Origin of the sequence: Starkeya sp. ORNL1 (assembly GCF_012971745.1) — a bacterium.
Classification (GTDB): domain Bacteria; phylum Pseudomonadota; class Alphaproteobacteria; order Rhizobiales; family Xanthobacteraceae; genus Ancylobacter.
This window is the reverse complement of sequence record NZ_CP048834.1, coordinates 3,083,235-3,101,096: the sequence shown is the minus strand read 5'-3', so window position 1 is coordinate 3,101,096 and position 17,862 is coordinate 3,083,235. Positions and strand designations below refer to the sequence as shown.

16 protein-coding genes are annotated in these 17,862 nt (G+C 61.1%); 10 read left to right on the top strand and 6 right to left on the bottom strand.

The window, feature by feature from the left end:
• Positions 1-14 precede the first annotated feature (14 nt).
• Positions 15-1,457, top strand: coding sequence for an amidase (locus G3545_RS14820; protein ID WP_170013853.1), 1,443 nt, complete (start codon positions 15-17; stop codon positions 1,455-1,457).
• Between the two features lie 243 nt (positions 1,458-1,700).
• On the opposite strand, the gene G3545_RS14815 is transcribed toward G3545_RS14820, so the two are convergent.
• The 3 genes from G3545_RS14815 to G3545_RS14805 all read right to left on the bottom strand — a co-directional run bounded on the left by G3545_RS14815 (position 1,701) and on the right by G3545_RS14805 (position 4,999).
• A complete protein-coding gene (locus G3545_RS14815) occupies positions 1,701-2,243 on the bottom strand; it encodes a HupE/UreJ family protein (RefSeq protein ID WP_246702894.1) in 543 nt (180 codons plus the stop codon).
• A gap of 123 nt (positions 2,244-2,366) precedes the next feature.
• A complete protein-coding gene (locus G3545_RS14810; RefSeq protein ID WP_170013849.1) occupies positions 2,367-3,347 on the bottom strand; it encodes a DUF4331 family protein in 981 nt (326 codons plus the stop codon).
• 275 nt (positions 3,348-3,622) lie between these two features.
• Positions 3,623-4,999, bottom strand: a complete 1,377-nt coding sequence (locus G3545_RS14805; RefSeq protein WP_170013847.1) for an FAD-containing oxidoreductase — start codon at positions 4,997-4,999, stop codon at positions 3,623-3,625.
• 564 nt (positions 5,000-5,563) lie between these two features.
• Here G3545_RS14805 and G3545_RS14800 point away from each other — a divergent pair.
• From G3545_RS14800 to G3545_RS14765, 8 genes are all read left to right on the top strand, one after another.
• Positions 5,564-6,865, top strand: a complete 1,302-nt coding sequence (locus tag G3545_RS14800; protein ID WP_170013845.1) for an epoxide hydrolase family protein — start codon at positions 5,564-5,566, stop codon at positions 6,863-6,865.
• Positions 6,866-6,917: 52 nt separating this feature from the next.
• Positions 6,918-7,547, top strand: coding sequence for a VOC family protein (locus G3545_RS14795; protein WP_348644650.1), 630 nt, complete (start codon positions 6,918-6,920; stop codon positions 7,545-7,547).
• Positions 7,548-7,602: 55 nt separating this feature from the next.
• A complete protein-coding gene (locus G3545_RS14790) occupies positions 7,603-8,355 on the top strand; it encodes an SDR family oxidoreductase (protein WP_170013841.1) in 753 nt (250 codons plus the stop codon).
• Positions 8,356-8,458: 103 nt separating this feature from the next.
• Positions 8,459-8,839 carry a DUF488 domain-containing protein gene (locus tag G3545_RS14785; RefSeq protein ID WP_170018091.1) on the top strand — a complete coding sequence of 127 codons (381 nt, stop codon included), beginning with the start codon at positions 8,459-8,461 and terminating at the stop codon, positions 8,837-8,839.
• Positions 8,840-8,878: 39 nt separating this feature from the next.
• Positions 8,879-9,403, top strand: a complete 525-nt coding sequence (gene mug, locus G3545_RS14780) for a G/U mismatch-specific DNA glycosylase (protein ID WP_170013839.1) — start codon at positions 8,879-8,881, stop codon at positions 9,401-9,403.
• Positions 9,404-10,050: 647 nt separating this feature from the next.
• Entirely contained in the window at positions 10,051-11,337 is a 1,287-nt protein-coding gene (egtB, locus tag G3545_RS14775; protein ID WP_170013837.1) for an ergothioneine biosynthesis protein EgtB, read from the top strand.
• Entirely contained in the window at positions 11,337-12,320 is a 984-nt protein-coding gene (gene egtD, locus G3545_RS14770; protein WP_170013835.1) for an L-histidine N(alpha)-methyltransferase, read from the top strand. Before egtB ends, egtD begins: the two co-directional genes overlap by 1 nt.
• Before the next feature lie 30 nt (positions 12,321-12,350).
• The gene (locus tag G3545_RS14765; protein WP_170013833.1) at positions 12,351-14,111 is read left to right on the top strand and encodes an MOSC and FAD-binding oxidoreductase domain-containing protein; all 1,761 of its coding nucleotides are present in this window, start codon (positions 12,351-12,353) and stop codon (positions 14,109-14,111) included.
• A gap of 78 nt (positions 14,112-14,189) precedes the next feature.
• Here G3545_RS14765 and G3545_RS14760 read toward each other — a convergent pair whose 3' ends face one another.
• Both G3545_RS14760 and G3545_RS14755 read right to left on the bottom strand, forming a co-directional pair.
• The gene (locus tag G3545_RS14760; protein ID WP_170013831.1) at positions 14,190-14,930 is read right to left on the bottom strand and encodes a HAMP domain-containing sensor histidine kinase; all 741 of its coding nucleotides are present in this window, start codon (positions 14,928-14,930) and stop codon (positions 14,190-14,192) included.
• Between the two features lie 170 nt (positions 14,931-15,100).
• The gene (locus tag G3545_RS14755; protein WP_170013829.1) at positions 15,101-15,811 is read right to left on the bottom strand and encodes a type 1 glutamine amidotransferase domain-containing protein; all 711 of its coding nucleotides are present in this window, start codon (positions 15,809-15,811) and stop codon (positions 15,101-15,103) included.
• Positions 15,812-16,148: 337 nt separating this feature from the next.
• On the opposite strand from G3545_RS14755, the gene G3545_RS14750 reads away from it, so the two are divergent.
• Positions 16,149-16,529, top strand: coding sequence for a nuclear transport factor 2 family protein (locus tag G3545_RS14750; RefSeq protein WP_170013827.1), 381 nt, complete (start codon positions 16,149-16,151; stop codon positions 16,527-16,529).
• 620 nt (positions 16,530-17,149) lie between these two features.
• Here G3545_RS14750 and G3545_RS14745 read toward each other — a convergent pair.
• Positions 17,150-17,773: a TetR/AcrR family transcriptional regulator gene (locus G3545_RS14745; RefSeq protein WP_170018090.1), complete on the bottom strand. Its 624-nt coding sequence runs from the start codon at positions 17,771-17,773 to the stop codon at positions 17,150-17,152.
• Between the last annotated feature and the right edge of the window lie 89 nt (positions 17,774-17,862).

Below are 17,862 nucleotides of genomic sequence, written 5' to 3'. Positions count from 1 at the left end.
TTGAAGGAAACATCGTGAGCGAAATAGGGCCTTGGTCTCCCGTCTCCACAATCGCTGCCGCCGTGCGAAATGGAGAGGCGCGTGCGATCGATATCGCGGAGGCTGCGATTGCTCGCTCTATCGAGGTTCAGGCGGAACTGAACTGCTTCGCGCAGATCGATGCCGAAGGCATGCGGGCGGCGGCGCGCCATATCGACCGCCGCCGCGCCACAGGCGAGCGACTCGGCGCGCTTGCCGGCGTGCCGGTCGCCATCAAGGACTGCACCCCGGTCAAGGGTCTTGGCAATCGCTTCGGCTCTTATGCCTTTGCCGAAAATATCGCGCGGTCCGATGCCGTCGTGGTGCAGCGCTTCCGCCATGCCGACGCCCTGATTCTCGGGAAGACCACGCTCTCCGAATGCGCATCGAGCAGTTTCTGCGATAGCCCGCTGCACGGGGTCACGCGGAATCCGTGGAACGATGAACGAACGCCGGGCGGATCGTCGGGAGGATCGGCGGTAGCGGTCGCGACCGGTTGCGTCGCTGTCGCCGAAGGCACCGACATGGGCGGTTCGGTTCGCATTCCGGCGGCCTGCACGGGCCTCGTCGGAATAAAGCCGGCGGCGGGCCGCATCCCGCTCGACGACCAGCCTTCCTTCGTCGACGACATCCAGCACCATGGATTACTGACGCGGACGGTCGCTGACCTTACGTATAGCCTGCCACTGGTGTGTGGATCGACGCCATCCGATCCCAGGACCTTTATTCCCGATCTTCCGAGCCTGGACCCTGGCGCCGGCGTCAAGGGGCTAAGGATCGCGGTGAGCGACGACCTGGGATTCTTCGCTGTTCAACCCGAAGTGCGCTCGCGCCTTTCCGAAGTGGCCGCGTCCCTGGAGCGGGCCGGGGCCGTGGTCAGCTATTTGAACCTCGGCTGGACCCGCGCTATTGCCGACGGTTGGGTCCGCCATTGGCACGTCTATCTCGCGGCGTTTATCGGCGACGCCCTTGATAAGATTGGGCCTCTCGCCGACCCGCGGCTCTCCGCCGTGATCGCGCGAGGACGGACCTACGACGCCGTGTCGATCAAGGAACTGGATGTTCTGCGCAAGCAGCAATGGGATGTTCTGTCCGAACTATTCCGCAACTATGACGTCCTCCTCAGTCCAACCATGACCCGTCCGGCCGTTTGCGCGGACGAGGATGACGCCCGCTATCATCTGGTCACGCCGGACGGCCGCAAGCACGGCCTCGACATGACCTCGATTTTCAATTGGGTGCCCTGGTGCCCGGCGCTCAGCGTACCCGCGGGCCTTTCCGCTGACGACCTGCCGATCGGAGTTCACATTGCGACCCCCACACAACGGGAGGACCTTGCAATCCGCGTCGCCGCTGCGATTGAAGTAGATTACCCGTACCGGTGGCCTCCACGTTGGCAACCTGCAGCGACCGGACGTACTACCGAAGCGGGGGCGTAGCCAATCGGCCGCTCCACGGGAGCGAGACGCGTATAATCCTTCGCTTGGTAGGAGCACCTGCACGCCCCCAGCCCACTCGAGTTAAGCTGTCGGGGCATCCGACAAACCAACATCACGTTTGCTCAATCTAAACATCGCCCCATCTGCTCCGTCGAGAGACTTCTAATCCGGATCTTGCTTACGGGCTAAGAATGCACCCCGATTGAGAGCAGTCGCTCAGACGAGAAAAAGCGCCCGCGGGCGTCATAGAACCCCCACGTACAATCCGATGCCAACGATCGAGCAGATAAGACCAACGAAACGATTCACCGACTCCGAGGCCGCCGCACGCCGTAATGTGAACGCGAGGCTGATGCCGACTGCGTGCAATGTCGCTGTAGCAAGCGCGAAACCCGCCATATACTCAAAACCGCCTCCCAAACTGGAACCTTCGACTCCGTGCACGTGACCATGCAGCAGTGCGAAGATGCTTATGATTACGACCCCTACCCATATCGGCGGGTCGGTCGCGAACGCCACCATAAGCCCCAGCACTACGACGGAGGCCAGGATCCCAGGTTCAACAAAGGGTAAGCTGATATGCGCAAAACCCAGCGCAGCTCCTATCAACATGACCGCGACAAAGGTTACGGGCCACACCCAGAGGGCGCGGTTGCCTTTGATAGCCGCCCAGAGGCCAACTGCCACCATTGCAACAATGTGATCAAGCCCGGCAAGAGGATGAGCCACGCCCGCTGCAAAGGAAATTCCATGCAAAATGCTCGGATGCGCTGCGGCTGGAGTCATAAATACTATCGCCAAAACGCCACTTATCAGGAGCGATCGCATCTTAATCTCCTAGGTGGTTTTGATGATCAAACTCGCTCGCCGCTGGAGGAACGACTCGCGCCAACATGAATGACCGATGGCTCACTCAGCCGCGTAATGCGGCGGCGCCAAATAGGGAAAGTCAGGAAGGAGATCGGCGTGCGGACCCACGCCGTCACCCTTTAGTCTACCATTCGTAAGTATTGCGATAAACGTATCTGCAGCATCGTCGGTCAGCGTTCTACCGTTCTTGGGAAATGACGCCGGTCGTGTGGGATCGTAGGCAAGAATATCAGGCAGCAACGTCCTGGCGACCGCTTCCGCTTCGTCGGGCGCATATCCACCCGTGTGCTCAAGAGCATGCGCGAAAGTCGAGATAAACCGGCCGTCGTCGGCGGGCTGGCCAGCGAGATAGGACTCGCGTTCGTCACCGGGCAGAAATACGGCCTGCTGGGGGCGTGCTCCACGTTCGACCTGTACCCAACCTTCGCCTTGTTTGTCCAATACCCGAGCCCACAGGCCAACGGACATAGACCCCAACGCGGAGTTGGGCATTTCTAGTACGATGCTGCACACATTCTTGTCTGCGAAGAAATCAGCACCGGTGAAGTTAAGATTATCCACCGCGCCTAACGTGTCGAAGAAGAACGGCTCACTGCGCCAACCTGCAAAAAGTCGGTAATCTCCAGCTGTCGTTATTTGGGCGTGCCTGCCTGTCGAAACCGGCGCCCCCATAATCACAATCCGCTCGCGGTCGCCCGACTCCGCGGTCGCCTCCGCCTCTATGCGGCGAACCGTGGCTATCTGCACACCTTGTGATGACGGCGAAACACTTACTCGATACGAAATGTCGACCACCGCATCACCATTGGTATCAATCATAACCTCGTAAAGGGCATCGGGCGCAAACGGCTCGACAGTTGTGACTTCCGAACCAATCAGTGTGGCGGACGGATGCACATTCACGATCAATATGGACTTCTCAGGGTCTCCCGGTTTGGGAAATGCATAGAGATCGGTTAAATCTAGACGCGCATCCGCCTTGGGAAAACCAAAGTTGGGACCTGAATAATGATGCGACATCTTCACGTGCTCCTTGGCGCGAGAATCGATAGTAGCGGTAAAACCACAGGGCGACGGAAATCGCGGCGCAGGACAGAAGTGACAGCGGCGAAAGTAAGAAGATATTGAACGAAGGTATTTGCGATACGTTGGTATAGAACGGATCAATTGCTCGCGGTTCGAGTCTCCGCCGGCGATTCAAGGTTCACCATCCTCGCGAGGCCTAGCAGCCGTACGGTAGGATCGAACTCCATCGCGCGTCGTGGATCGCGTCGAGTTTCCACCATGTTCGACCCCTAGCCCGGCTTCATCTCACCCAGCATGGTGGGGATGAGTTCGGAGACGGTCGGGTGGATCGGCACGGCGCGCTGCAGCGTCGTGTACGGTGCGCCGGCATTCATCATGTCCAGTATGCCGTGGATCGCCTCATCGCCGCCGGTGCCGAGGATCGCGGCGCCGAGGATCCGCTTGGTCTCGGCGTCGACGGCGACTTTCATGAAGCCCTGCGTCTCGCCTTTCTCCACCGCGCGGCCGACCCGCGTCATCAGTCGCTTGCCGATGAGCAAGGGGCGACCGGTGGCACGCGCCGCCGTCTCGGTCATGCCGACCCGCCCGAGCGGCGGATCGGTATAGAGCGCGTAGCCCGGCACCCGTTGGCTTAGCTTCCAGTCCTGCCCGTCAAGCAGATTGGCAGCGACGATCTCGAAGTCGTTATAGGCGGTATGGGTGAAGGCGCCGCGGCCGTTGCAATCGCCCATCGCCCAGATGCCGGGCACGTTGGTGGCGAGGTGGTCGTCGACCTTGATGTAGCCGCGCGCATCGGTCTCGACGCCGGCGATCTCCAGGCCGAGATCGTCGGTATTGGGCCGGCGACCGACCGCCAGCAGGACGTGCGATCCCATGATCTCCGGCGCGCCGCTCACGCAGTCGACCGCGACCGCCACCCCTTCGCCATGCGGTGCGAGCCGGATGCACTTGGCACCAACGCGGATGCCGACGCCTTCCGCCGCCAATATGTCGGCGATCGCTGCCGAGACGTCCTCGTCCTCGCGCGAGACCAGGCGGTCATTCATCTCCACGACTGTGACATCGGCGCCGAAGCGGCGATACATCTGCGCGAATTCGAGCCCGATATAGCTGCCGCCGATCACCACGAGATGCTTCGGCAGATGGTCGAGTTCGACCATGTTGCTGTTGGTCAGGAACGGCACGGTGTCGACGCCGGGCATGTCCGGCACCGCGGCGCGCCCGCCGACATTGAGGAAAATGCGCGGCGCGGTGAGCATCTCGTCGCCGACCCGGAGCCTGTCCGGTCCCTCGAAGCGGGCATGGCCACGCAGCACGGCACAATTTGCCATGCCGCCCAGCCAGCTCTCGATCCCCTGGCGCGAGTCGGTGATCACTTTGCCGGCACGCGCCTTCACGCGCGCCATGTCGATGCGCGGCGGCCCATCGATGACTACGCCATACTCCGCCGCGCGGGCGGCCATGCGGGCCGCATAGGCGCTTGCCACCAGTGTCTTAGTCGGCTTGCAGCCGGTGTTGACACAGGTGCCGCCAAAGAACTTGCGCTCGACGATGGCGACGCTCATGCCGGCGTCGGCAAGGCGGCCGGCAAGCGATGGCCCGGCCTGCCCGGCACCGATGATGATCGCGTCGAAGGTAAGGCTCATGGCAATCCGGCCCCACAATCCAGATTGCTGAATCTGACGTCGGTCACCTCTATTTTCATGAACTCAAAGGCAGATCCGTCCAACGTAATATCCCACATCGTCTCGACCTTGCCCCGCTGGTGAAACCCACAGTCATCGACTTATTTATTCGCTTCCGGGCAGCCGGTCGGTTCAGTGCGCCAAGCAAAGCCACGCCACCCGGGTGCGATTTTCGGAACCCGGGGCTAGGCTCGTGATGTCGACCAGTCGCTTCGTCTCAACAATAGCCTCCCGATCGAAGGTCGAAATTCGGTTCGAGAGCGCATCGTTAGCTCTTCCAACGAGAGCGCTTCACCACCGCGTGGGAACCATGCGCCAACCGCGGTCTGGTGGCCGATAGTACCTTGGTATCGGTTTGAAGTTTTTTGCTTTGGTGAGCCGTCTTGGCGCCCATGCGGAGGGTCGCCAGCCGATATCAAGGTATTGGCGATACCATCGTGCAATCGCCATTCGGCGATCGATGGCCGAGCGTGACGTGCGGCCGCCTTATCCGGCCGAGGCCGCGGCCACGGAGGACAGACTGCCATGTCGGACCCACACTCGTACCTCACGCGACGTGATGTGCTTGTCGCCGCCGCCGCTACCGGTGCTGCAAGCCTGTTCCCGTCGCCCTCGCTCGCCGCCGCGGCGGGCGACCAGATTCGCCCGTTCACCATCAGCTTCCCGCCGGAGGACGTCGCCGATCTGCGCCGGCGCGTGGCCGCAACCCGCTGGCCGGACAAGGAGACGGTGACGGACACCACGCAGGGCGTGCAACTCGCCACCGCCCGCAAGCTCGCGCAATATTGGGCGAGCGACTATGACTGGAGCAAATGCGAGGCGCAGTTGAAGGCGCTGCCGAACTTCGTCACCGAGATCGACGGGCTCGACATCCACTTCATCCATGTCCGCTCGAAGCACGACAAGGCGCTGCCGGTGATCATCACCCATGGCTGGCCCGGCTCGATCATCGAGCAGATCAAGATCATCGCGCCACTCACCGATCCCACGGCGCATGGCGGGAGCGCAGCGGACGCGTTCGACGTGGTGATCCCCTCGCTGCCCGGTTACGGCTTCTCCGGCAAGCCGACGGCGCCCGGCTGGACCCCCGTGCGCATCGCCAAAGCCTGGGCGACGCTGATGCAACGCCTCGGCTACACCAAATATGTCGCGCAGGGCGGCGACTGGGGCAACGCGGTCACCGAACTGATGGCGGTGCAGGAACCGCCGGGATTGCTCGGCATCCACACCAACATGGCGGCCACCGTTCCTGCCGACATCTCGAAGGCGCTCGCCGCCGGCGGCCCGCCGCCGGCCGGCCTGTCGCCGGACGAAAAGCGCGCCTGGGATCAGCTCGACGATTTCTACAAGAACGGGCTGGGCTACGCGATCGAGATGAACAACCGCCCGCAGACGCTCTACGGCATCGTGGACTCGCCGGTCGGACTGGCGGCCTGGATGCTCGACCACGACATCCGCAGCTACGAGCTGATCGCCGGCGTGTTCGACGGCAAGTCCGAGGGCCTGACCCGCGACGACATCCTCGACAATGTCACCCTGTACTGGCTGACCAACACCCCGATCTCCTCGGCGCGCCTCTATTGGGACAATGCGCACTTTCCGACGGGAGGCTTCTTCGACCCCCGCGGCATCAAGATCCCGGTCGCCGTGAGCGCCTTCCCGGACGAGATCTACCAGGCGCCGCAGAGCTGGGCGCAGAAGGCGTATCCGAAGCTCATCCATTACAATCGGCTGCCCAAGGGCGGCCACTTCGCCGCCTGGGAACAGCCCGCGGCCTTCAGCGCCGAGCTCAGGACGTCGTTCCGTCCGCTGCGCCAGCAAATCTGAACCGGACGGGGCGGGCAGGATCAGGCCCACCCGCATGGAAAAGGAAACGGCCATGTCAGACACCGCAAGTGCGCGTCCCGTCGACCTGAAGCTCGAGGTCGTCGTCATTCCGGTCGCGGACGTCGACCGCTCCAAGCAGTTCTACGCAGGCCTCGGCTGGCGGCTCGATGCCGACTTCCCGGTCGGCGACACGTTCCGGGTGGTGCAGTTCACGCCTCCCGGCTCGCCGGGCTCGATCCACTTCGGCAAGGGCGTCACCGCGGCCGCGCCGGGCTCGGCGCAGGGGCTCTATCTCATCGTGTCGGACATCGTGGCGGCGCGCGCCGACCTCGTCGCCCACGGCGCCGATGTGAGCGACGTGTTCCACCGTGCCGGACCGGGACAGCCGGCCATCAATGGCCGGGATCCGGAGGGACGCAGCTACGTCTCGTTCGCGACGTTCAACGATCCCGACGGCAATGGCTGGCTGCTCCAGGAGATCACCACCCGGTTTCCGGGGCGGATCGACTCGAAGGCGACCAGCTTCGGCTCCGGAGCCGACCTCGCGGCAGCGCTGCGGCGCGCCGCAACCGCGCATGGCGAGCATGAAAAGCGCACCGGCGGCCGGCACGACGAGACCTGGCCGGACTGGTACGCGCAATACATGGTGGCCGAGCAGCTCGGCCGGGAACTGCCGAAGTAGAACGCGCTTCACGGGAGGCACGCTAGCCCGGCCTGACGTGGCGATCGGAGGATCCATGAGCACCTCGGCAATCCCCATGCGGCGCAAGCCCGAACTGCTCGGACAGACCGTCATCGTCATCGGTGGCAGCGCCGGCATCGGGCTGGAGACCGCCCGGCGTGCCCGCACTGAAGGCGCCGGAATCATCCTTGCCGGGCGCAATCGCGACCGGCTCGATCAGGCGGCGCGCGAGGTCGGCGCGGAGCGCACCGCCGCCTTCGATGCCAATGATCCGTCCGCCCTGGAGTCGTTCTTCCGGGATCTGCCGGAACCGGTCGACCACGTCATGGTCACCGCCGGCGCCCCGCACTACCGTTCCCCGCTCGAAATGCCTCCCGAGGAGGCGCGGCGCGATCTCACCGAGCACCTGCTGCTCGCGCTCAATGTCGCGCGCAGCGCTGCCGGAAAGGTCAGGCCGGCCGGCTCGCTGATCTTCATGGGCGGCACCGGCGCGCGTCGCCCACGGCCGGGCCTCGCCATCGTCTCGACGGTTACCGTGGCGTTTCCCGCGCTCATCGCCAATCTGGCGCTCGAACTGGCGCCGGTCCGCGTCAACCTGATCGCTGCCGGCTTCGTCGACACCCCGCTGTCGGCATCGCTGCTCGGCGAGAATCTCGACAAACGGCGCGAGGAACTGCGCGCGACACTACCGATCCGGCGCGTCGTTGGACCCGCCGACATCGCCGCGCTCGCTGTTCACATCATGAGCAACACCGCGCTGACGGGCGCGACCTACGACATTGACGGCGGCCAGCAGCTCGTCTCGTGACGTCCGGACGCATCAGGACTTCAAAGCGCATTGCCGCACCTAGAGAGGCATCACCATGAACACCGTCAGTTTTCCGGAGACGATCGATGAGCGCCGTCGTCACATGATCGGCGCCGCGGCAGCGGCGTCGGCGAAAGATCTTTGGACAAAGCGAATCTATGAGAAGGCGGACACCGATGATGGCGCTCGCGTGCTGGTCGATCGCATCTGGCCGCGGGGACTGACAAAGCAAACCGCGGCCCTGACCCTGTGGCTGAAGAACATAGCGCCGAGCACCTCCCTACGAAAATGGTTCGGCCATGACCCAGATCGCTGGGAGGAATTTTGCCGGCGCTACTATATAGAGTTGGCGCAGGACGAACGCGCGCTCGGCCAACTTTGTGACCTTCTCAAGAACGGCAAAGTGACATTGCTGTACGGGGCCAAGGACACCGAGCATAATCAGGCCGTGGCATTAAGAAATTACCTTGTCTCCATACGCTAATCCGCAACGACGGTGGGGCCGAAATTGTGAGGCATACCCATGGCCAAACCGCTCGCTGATATCATCGCCCCGCACCTTTCCGTGGTCTTCTGCGGGATCAATCCCGGAATCTCCGCAGCCGCCTCGGGGCATCATTTTGTCGGGAGGAACAATCGCTTCTGGCGCGCGATCCACCTTGCCGGCTTCACTCCGGAGGAAATCCTTCCTGAGAACGACCGTGCGATCCTGGACTACGGTTGCGGTCTGACCGTGGTCGTTGAGCGGCCGACGGCGCGGGCAGATGACCTTTCGGAACAAGAATTCATCGCGGCCGCCATGGAATTTGAACGAAAGATCGTTCACTTTGCACCTCGCTTTGTCGCTTTTCTCGGCAAGGCAGCCTATGCGGCGCTATCCGGCCAACGGGAGATCGCGTGGGGACCCCAGCAGATCACAATCGGCGGCGCTGCAGTGTGGCTCTTGCCAAATCCGAGTGGACGAAATCGCGCGTTTGGCCTCGATCAATTGGTCAGCGCCTACGGTCAACTCAATCAAGCGGTAAAGCAGCGCTGCCCAAGAACCTGAATTGTGCAGTGCGCCATTACGCCAGAGTCAGAGACCGGTGCGACTCCCGAAAGTAAAAATCGGCGAATTGGGTGCAGTCTCCACTTATTAGAGATGTCGTCGTCGGGCAGCGCCAGAATAGGCAGATGATGGTGTTCAGCACCTTTCCACTATGAGGATTCAGTGCCCCATGGTGGGCAATTCGCAATCACGCTCACGAGAGGCGGCGGAACACAAAGCTATCGCGTACCAAAACAGGGAGCCGAAAGGCTAGCCAGGGCCCTGGCTGGCGGACCTGCGAGGCCTGAAAGTCGGATGGGCATGGGATTGCGCCGCTGTCGCCGCCCGGTTGCCTAGCCCAGGTGGCGAAGGGCGTGCAGTCCCGTGTGAGCAACGTCATTGCGCCGACGACGTGACAACTCGACGTGCCGATGTCTTGGTTGCCTGAACTTCCAAATGTTGGAAGTGAGGCCGCGAAAGGAACACCCCGCTCGACTTGGGTCGCGGACCTATACGAAGGTACTGGCCATACCTAAGTGCAATCGTCGCTTTACGGCTCTTGAGCGAATATATCCCCGGCGGGCACGAGGACACGGGGTTAACCGGTCAGCTACGCCACGGGTCTCCCGAGGAAGTCGGTTTTATTGCATAGATGTAGAGGGCTCTCGATGGCAGCGACCGTTAAGACGATCGATACATGGGCGGAGTCCGCCACGGAGTCGTCGGCAGGGCGATTCAGCCACGTACGCGCCTTAAGTCTCGCGCTCGCGGAGAATCTTTCCGACGCCGATGCGTCTGTGCAATCGATGCCGGATGCGTCCCCGGTAAAATGGCATTTGGCGCATACGACGTGGTTCTTCGAGACGTTTGTGTTGGCCGAATTCGTTCCTGGATACCGCCTCTTCGATGCTCGCTTTCCTTTCCTGTACAACAGCTACTATGAGGCGAAAGGGGCCCGGATTGGTCGAGCGTCTCGCGGACTTATAACTCGTCCGTCGCTTGACGAGACACGCGCCTATCGCCTCCACGTCGATGATGCGGTTCGATCAGCAATCGGCCTGCTGCCTCTTGAAGCCCTCGAACTCTTGACTTTGGGCTGCCACCATGAGGAACAGCATCAGGAACTCCTTCTCACTGATCTTCTCAATCTTTTCGCCCAGAACCCGCTTGCGCCGGCTGTCTGGCCATCACGCGGGCCGAGGCCCCTCGATGTTTCCCGGCCGGTCAGGTGGATCGAAGGGCGTGAAGGGCCGGTGAACGTCGGGCATGCCGGTCGCGGTTTCGCTTTTGACTGCGAATGCCCGCGTCACAAGACCTGGCTCACGCCTCACGCCATAGCTGATCGTGTGGTCACCAACGGAGAATGGCAGGCCTTCATTGAAGATGGAGGGTACGTCACAGTAGGCAATTGGCTGGCGGACGGCTGGGCCTGGGTTAGACAAAATGCAATCGACGCGCCTCTCTATTGGCGGCGAGACGAAGGTGGCTCGTGGGGTCAATTTGGACTGGACGGCGTAACGGCCTTGGACGAGAGCGCTCCGGTTCAACACATCAGCTTCTATGAGGCCGACGCTTTCGCTCGCTGGGCAGGGGCGCGCCTGCCGACGGAAGCCGAATGGGAAAGCGCGGCCGAGAATCTCAACGACACCGAGGGCAATTTACTCGATCGCGCAGAAGCGGTCCGCGCATGGCCGGCCAGTCACGCCGATGGTGTCGCCCAGATGTTCGGTGACGTCTGGGAATGGACCGCCTCGGCGTATCTCGCCTACCCAGGCTTTCGCGCGGCACCCGGAGCCGTTGGCGAATACAATGGAAAGTTCATGTCCGGCCAATTCGTTCTGAAGGGCGGAAGTTGTGCAACTCCACGCGGTCACGTCCGCGCCAGCTATCGCAATTTCTTCTACCCACATCAGCGCTGGCAGTTCACTGGCGTCCGTCTTGCGAGGGACATCTGATGCTTGTTCGGTCGATCGAGACACGCCACAATGCGCCCTTCCTGCCTGACCCCGCGTTTCGCGAAGACGTTATTGCTGGTCTCAGTCAGCGGCGGCGGGCGATCCCTGCTCGATGGTTCTACGATCTTCGCGGATCCAGAATTTTCGAGCGGATCACTGCACTGCCGGAGTACTATCCGACGCGTACAGAGCGTGAAATTCTGGCCAACGCGGTAAACGCTATCGCGACGCTGACTGGGCCGCGCCGAGCGGTGGTCGAATTTGGTTCGGGTTCATCGGCAAAGACGCCAATGCTGCTCTCAGCCATCGAGCCATCCGCATACGTGCCGATCGATATATCTGGCGAGTTTCTACATGCATCGGCGGCGCTTATTCGTTCTGCGTTCCCAACGCTTCCCGTACATGAGGTCGAGGGGGACTTTACCAGACCGCTGAAACTCCCTGGCTCCATTGACGGCCTGCCAAGGCTCGGGTTCTTTCCGGGGTCAACGATCGGCAACATGCTCGTACCCGCGGCGGTCGACCTCTTGCGAGGCATGGCCGGGATACTCGGCTCGGATTCTATGCTGCTGATTGGCATAGACCGAACGAAAGACAGCAGCACCCTTCTGGCCGCCTACGATGATGCGGAGGGAGTCACCGCTGATTTTAACCTCAACCTTCTCCGGAGGATTAATCGCGAACTACTGGGTTCCATCCCGGTTGACGCCTTCAGGCATCGGGTTCGCTGGAACGAGGACGAGTCGCGGATTGAGATGCACCTTGAAGCAACGCGTGATGTGGAATTTATCATCGATGGCGAAATCTTTGCGATGTCGCTGGGAGAGACGATACACACGGAGAACAGCCTGAAGTACGGCGTGCGCGAGGCGCGCTTGTTGCTGCGGGCCGGTGGTTGGACGCCGGTTGGCGAGTGGACAGATGCGCGCGAGTATTTTTCACTCATCCTCGCGAAGCTGACTTCGCCGTCGCCCGCACCCTGATCCAAAGCGGCTACAGCGAGAGATGGCTCCATGTCGTTCCTCACCTCGGTCAATGTAGGGCTGCCGCGCGATATCCAATGGCAGGGTCGGACGGTTCGGACTGCAGTCTGGAAGTCGCCGGTCCCTGGGCGGGTTTTCGTTCGTCGGCTAAATATTGACGGTGACGGGCAGGGCGACCGTGATGGTCACGGTGGGGAGCAACGTGCTGTCATGGTTTACCAGCTGGAGTCATATCACTACTGGGAGGAATACCTCGGTAGACCCGGGATGGAGCCCGGGAGTTTTGGCGAGAATTTTACCGTCACCGGTCTTGCCGATGCCGACGTTTGCATAGGCGACCAGTATCGCATCGGCGGCGCGCTCTTCGAAGTCAGCCAACCCCGCGTCACATGCTACAGGGTCGGTATCCGACTCGAGCATGCCCAGTTGCCGTCGCTCTTGGTTGCGCATCGTCGGCCGGGATTTTATTTCCGCGTCATTGAAGAAGGCTTCGTGGCGGCAGGGGATCCAATCGTGAAGGTGGCCGACGGGCCGGAACAGATGACGGTAGCCGACATCGACACCCTTCTTTATTCGTCTGATCACCCAATTGAAAATCTTGAGCGAGCGCTGCGTATCCCGATGCTGAGCGTCGGTTGGCAAAGCTCCTTCAAATCACTGTTGGAGATGAAGAGCAAAACGGGTTTGAGCGGGAACGCGGGCCTTGTCCCTCCTGAGCCCAAGGCCGCCTGGACCGGGTTTCGGCCGCTGCGGGTGGTCACGATGTCCCAAGAAAGCGATGACATTCGTTCGTTCACGCTGGAAGCAATCGACCGGTCGGCGCTTCCGACCTATCTTCCCGGGCAGCATCTCGTTTTCCGTCTGCCGGCAACGGGCAGCGCCTCGATCGTCTCCCGCATCTATTCACTCTGCGGGGCGCCCGACGCCGGCGTTTATCGTATCGCCGTCAAGAATGAAGGTGGGCCAGGCAGTAGCTATTTCCACAAGCGGGTCGAGATTGGCAATATTCTCGAGAGCAGTGCGCCGCGCGGAACCTTCACCCTGGACCAGAGCGACTCGCCCCTCGTCCTGCTGAGTGGAGGGGTTGGCATCACGCCCGTCCTTGCCATGCTGTACGCGGCGGTCGCATCTCAATCACGTTTGAGAAGAGAGCTTTGGTGGATTCATTCAACGCGAAACGGTGAAAGCGAGGTCTTTGGCGTGGAGGTCAAGGCGCTGTTGGCCGGTTTGAAAGAAGTCCATTCCCGCATCGTCTTCAGTCGACCGGGCCCGAGCGACCGAGCAGGTGTCGACTACGACCAGCAGGGCCACGTCAACGCGTCGTGGCTTCGCGAGATTGGCGTTCCACCCTCGGCGGATTTCTACTTGTGCGGTCCGCCCACCTTCCTCGCGGACTTGCGTTCCGGCCTCGATGGTTGGGGTGTGAGCAAATCCCGAGTCCATGTCGAGCTCTTCGGAGCGGCTCCCTCGCTCGCACCGGGCGTCGTATCCGACGCTGATGGTGCGCCACACCAACCGGCAGGCCCGAGAGGCTCGGGTCCCTCGGTCACATTCGTGCGCAGTGGCGTGACGACGCCTTGGGCGGAACGCTACAGCAGTCTTCTTGAACTTGCGGAGGCATGCTCGGTGCCGGTTCGTTGGTCGTGCCGGAGTGGCGTGTGCCACACCTGCGAAACGGGCCTGATCGATGGCGATGTAAATTACGACCCCCAGCCTCTCGAGGAAGCGGCCGATGGATCGACCCTCATATGTTGTGCGCGGCCTATTTCAGATGTCCAGCTCGATCTCTAAGTGTGCGCCTGATAAACTAGTTATGCTATGGGTCAGCTTATAATTGCTTCACGTCCATTTTCGACCTGCGGCGAGTGCTCACCGCTGAAGCCGCGGCAGAACAATGTGAAAAGCGGCTCCGTGGCCATCATTGTTCTCGGCCCAAATCGACCCTCCATGTAGTTCGACGATTGCCCGACACAGTGACAGCCCGACTCCCATTCCATTAGCCTCGGTAGTAAAGAATGACCTGAATGGCAGATCGAGGTCCCTACCGTCCATTCCGACTCCGTTGTCCGTCACAGTCACACGTACTCCCCTGGCATCCCAACACGACCGCAAGCGAAGCTCTAGCGCCCGATCGTCCACCCGCGCCATCGCCGAAAGGCCATTGCGTAGTAAGTTAAGAATGGCCGTTGCGAGCATCATGCTGTCGCCGGACACACGTGGCGCGGCTTGTGAATAGGTGACGCACAGACGTACATTGTTCCAGATGAGTTCGCTCTCAATCGTCGCCGCGCACGTCGCCATGAGTTCGTTGAGATCAAGTTCCACCAATTCGAGCTCTCCGCTTCCAGACAGCGCGCGAATGCGACGAAGGATCTCACCAGCTCGCAGTGCGTTCTGGACTATTTCATCGATGTTTGCGCGAGCCTCCTCATGGGCGAGTTCGATGCCATCCAACCACTGCTTGCTGGCCTGACCATGCAATGCGATCGCGGCGATCGACTGAGCGAGCTCATGACTGAAAGCGATGATCCAACCATCGCCCCTCGGCTGCTGCGTGCCGCAGTTGTTCGGATGGAGGTGCGTTTGAGAACCGATGCCAATGCCGTGCATGAATTGCCCCCAAATAGCCGTACCGGCACTCCCGGCTGGCTCTGCACTGCCGGGGCCAGGGGGAGGCGATCGCAGCATATGCCAGGCCGGCTGAATGCCGGCCCGGTAGGATTGGAGAGGATGACTTGAAGCGCCGCGCGGTATTGTAGATGGCGGCCGAGTAGCATCAGTCACGCGGCGTTTGAGGTGTGCTCCGAAGTCTTCAACTGGGAGACCAGCCGTAGCAGGGCCTCGGCGCCATCGGTCGAGGAAGCTGGGTTCTGTCCCGTGATCAGTCGCCCATCGGTAATGACGAAACTCTGCCAATTCGGCGCCTTTTCAAAGAGTCCACCGAGGCGCTTGAGCTCATCCTCGACAAGAAATGGGACGACATGGGTGAGTTGAACTTCTTCTTCTTCGCTATTGGCGAAGCCCGTGACGCGTTTACCTCGCACGATCGGCTCGCCCCGGAATGTAACGCGATGAAGCACCGCCGGAGCATGGCAGACGGCGGCCACTGGCTTGCCAGCGTTGTAGAAGGATTCGATCAGTGCAATGGAGACCAGACTGTCTACCAGATCCCACATTGGCCCGTGGCCACCAGAATAGAAGATCGCGTCAAAATCCTCCGAACGCATATTTTCGAGCTTTTGGGTGTTGGCAAAGTCCCTCTGTGCTGCGAGATCCTGCTTGAACCGCGCCATAGCCGGCGTCTGGTTCTCGGGCAGGTCGCTCTTCGGATCAATCGGCGGTTCACCCCCCTTGGGGGAGGCGAGTGTCAAGGCGACGCCGGCATCACGGAACACGTAATACGGGGCGGCCCCTTCCTCGAGCCAGAAGCCGGTCTTGCGGCCGGTATCACCGAGCTTGTCGTGCGACGTCAATACCATCAGAACCCTCATCGTCCTTCTCCAGTGTATGAGGCGGAACCGGCGGCTGTCATTCCGCCACAGGTTCCGAGCAAAAGCAGTTGCACGTTGGTATCGGTGAGACCATCGTATCAATTCGCGAAGGAACGATCGTGATTTAACTTTCACAAGCGAAGAAGCGGGAGGTGGTTGCGATCGCGGTATAATTGCGCCCGGGCGCGAGTTGCGCGAGACGGGTGCACCAAGAAAGGCAGACGACAGGGAAAAGTCGGTTCGGCTTCGACCAGCCGGCCAGCCGTACTCTGCGAGAGTGTGCCAAGTACAGCGGTCGGCATTCTGAGGTCGACGGCCATGGTCAAGGAGATCTGATATGAAGGACGCAGAAATTCGAGCGGCCTTGGATCGCCACTGGGTTGCCTCCGATGCGAACGATCTCGAGGCGGAGCACAAGCTTTATCGGGAGGATTCAGTGCTTGAGTATCCGCAATCCGGCGAGCGCATCCGCGGGCGCCGGAATATCCAGGCCTCCCGCGCCGCCCAGCCGAACCGGAAACGCTTCACAGTACGGCGGATAACCGGCGCTGGTAATCTCTGGGTCACTGAATTTGTCCTCAGCTATGACGGGCGGCCCTCTTACACCGTGAGCATCATGGAGTTCCGCGATGGGAAGGTGGCTCACGAAACTCAGTACTTCAGCGATCCGTTCGAGCCAGGACCCTCACGCGCGGAATGGGTCGAGCGGATGCCCTGAACCGATTGCGTCTGGGGTCGCCTTCGGCCGCTTGCTCGGCCGGAGCAGCCGGTCGATACGGCCACTCTCGCCCACCACCTCATTGGCAAGGTAGGTAGGAGCGCTGGCCAACGGTATCGTCAACGGCCGTATTGTTGAGAGCGGGTGTATGTCGTTGGCGACGCGCCGGGAATGCCTATCGAGGTTTACCAAGCGTAATCGCCGCTCTTTCTCGGGTCCGCCCACTACCGCTTACTCATAGCGCTACGGTGCCGCTCCCGCGATTCGCTGCCTCAGCGAGCGAGGGGTGCAGACCCATGGTCTCCTTGGCCTAATACGAAGGTACCGGCGACACCAATGTACAGTCGCCTCAATAGCTGTCATGGCCGTACATGGAAACGACTAGCTAGGCAATGACGCGCCAAGAGGAGAAACGTCATGTCCTACACTTGGTCATTACCCGTCCGGCGCAGGATTCTCGTCACAAGTAACATCAACGGAAAGGATTCGGTGATCTTGGATGATCGGTATTTTTTGACCATTGACCGGGGAGCCCGACGGTTAAACCGGACCAGCACAAACGAGGAGCACGGGCGGCGAGACATACGTCGCCTGATCCATTCCGATCGATCGTCCGCCGGTCATCCGCAGATGACATCCACTGCCTTTCGCGCAATCTCCCTTAGATCGGCGAGGTTGACGCCTGCTCGGGCACGGATCGCAAGGGTATGTAGCGTAGCGGATGCCAGGACTGCCAGCGCCGCGGGATTGGCGTCGTTCTTCAGTTCACCTCTCTGGTGCGCTATTTGGAGACGGGCTTCGAAGTCAGCATCGAGCCCGCGAAGTCCCTCCGCGAGGACATCCCGGATCTCACGATCCTCGGCGGCCTCGGTTGTGGCGGTGCCGATTGCAAAGCAGCCGCGCGACGAACCGTCTTCAGAGAAGTAGATTGATAATTGCTCGTCATACGCGCGCATTAGGGCCTCGCGCAGTGTTTGGTCGCTGTCTTGGAGCGCCCCTGTCGTCGCTCCAAGAACTAGGCTCCAATATTGTTCGAGCGCCTTCAGATAGAGCGAATGCTTATCGCCGAAAGCCGCGTAGAGGCTCGGCCGGTTCATTCCGGTCGCGGCGCAAATTTCGTCAAGGGATGTTCTGGAGTATCCACTCATCCAGAATTTGTCTCTCGCTCGCTGCAGTGCCGCTTGGGGGTCATACGCGCGTGGCCGCCCTCGACGCGTAGTCTTCGTGTCTCTATTTTGTACCATTTCGCACAAAAACCTTGACGGCGATTTCAGTCGTCCATATTTATGCGACGCAGTACAAAATTCAATGCCTATGAGACCCACCATGCACT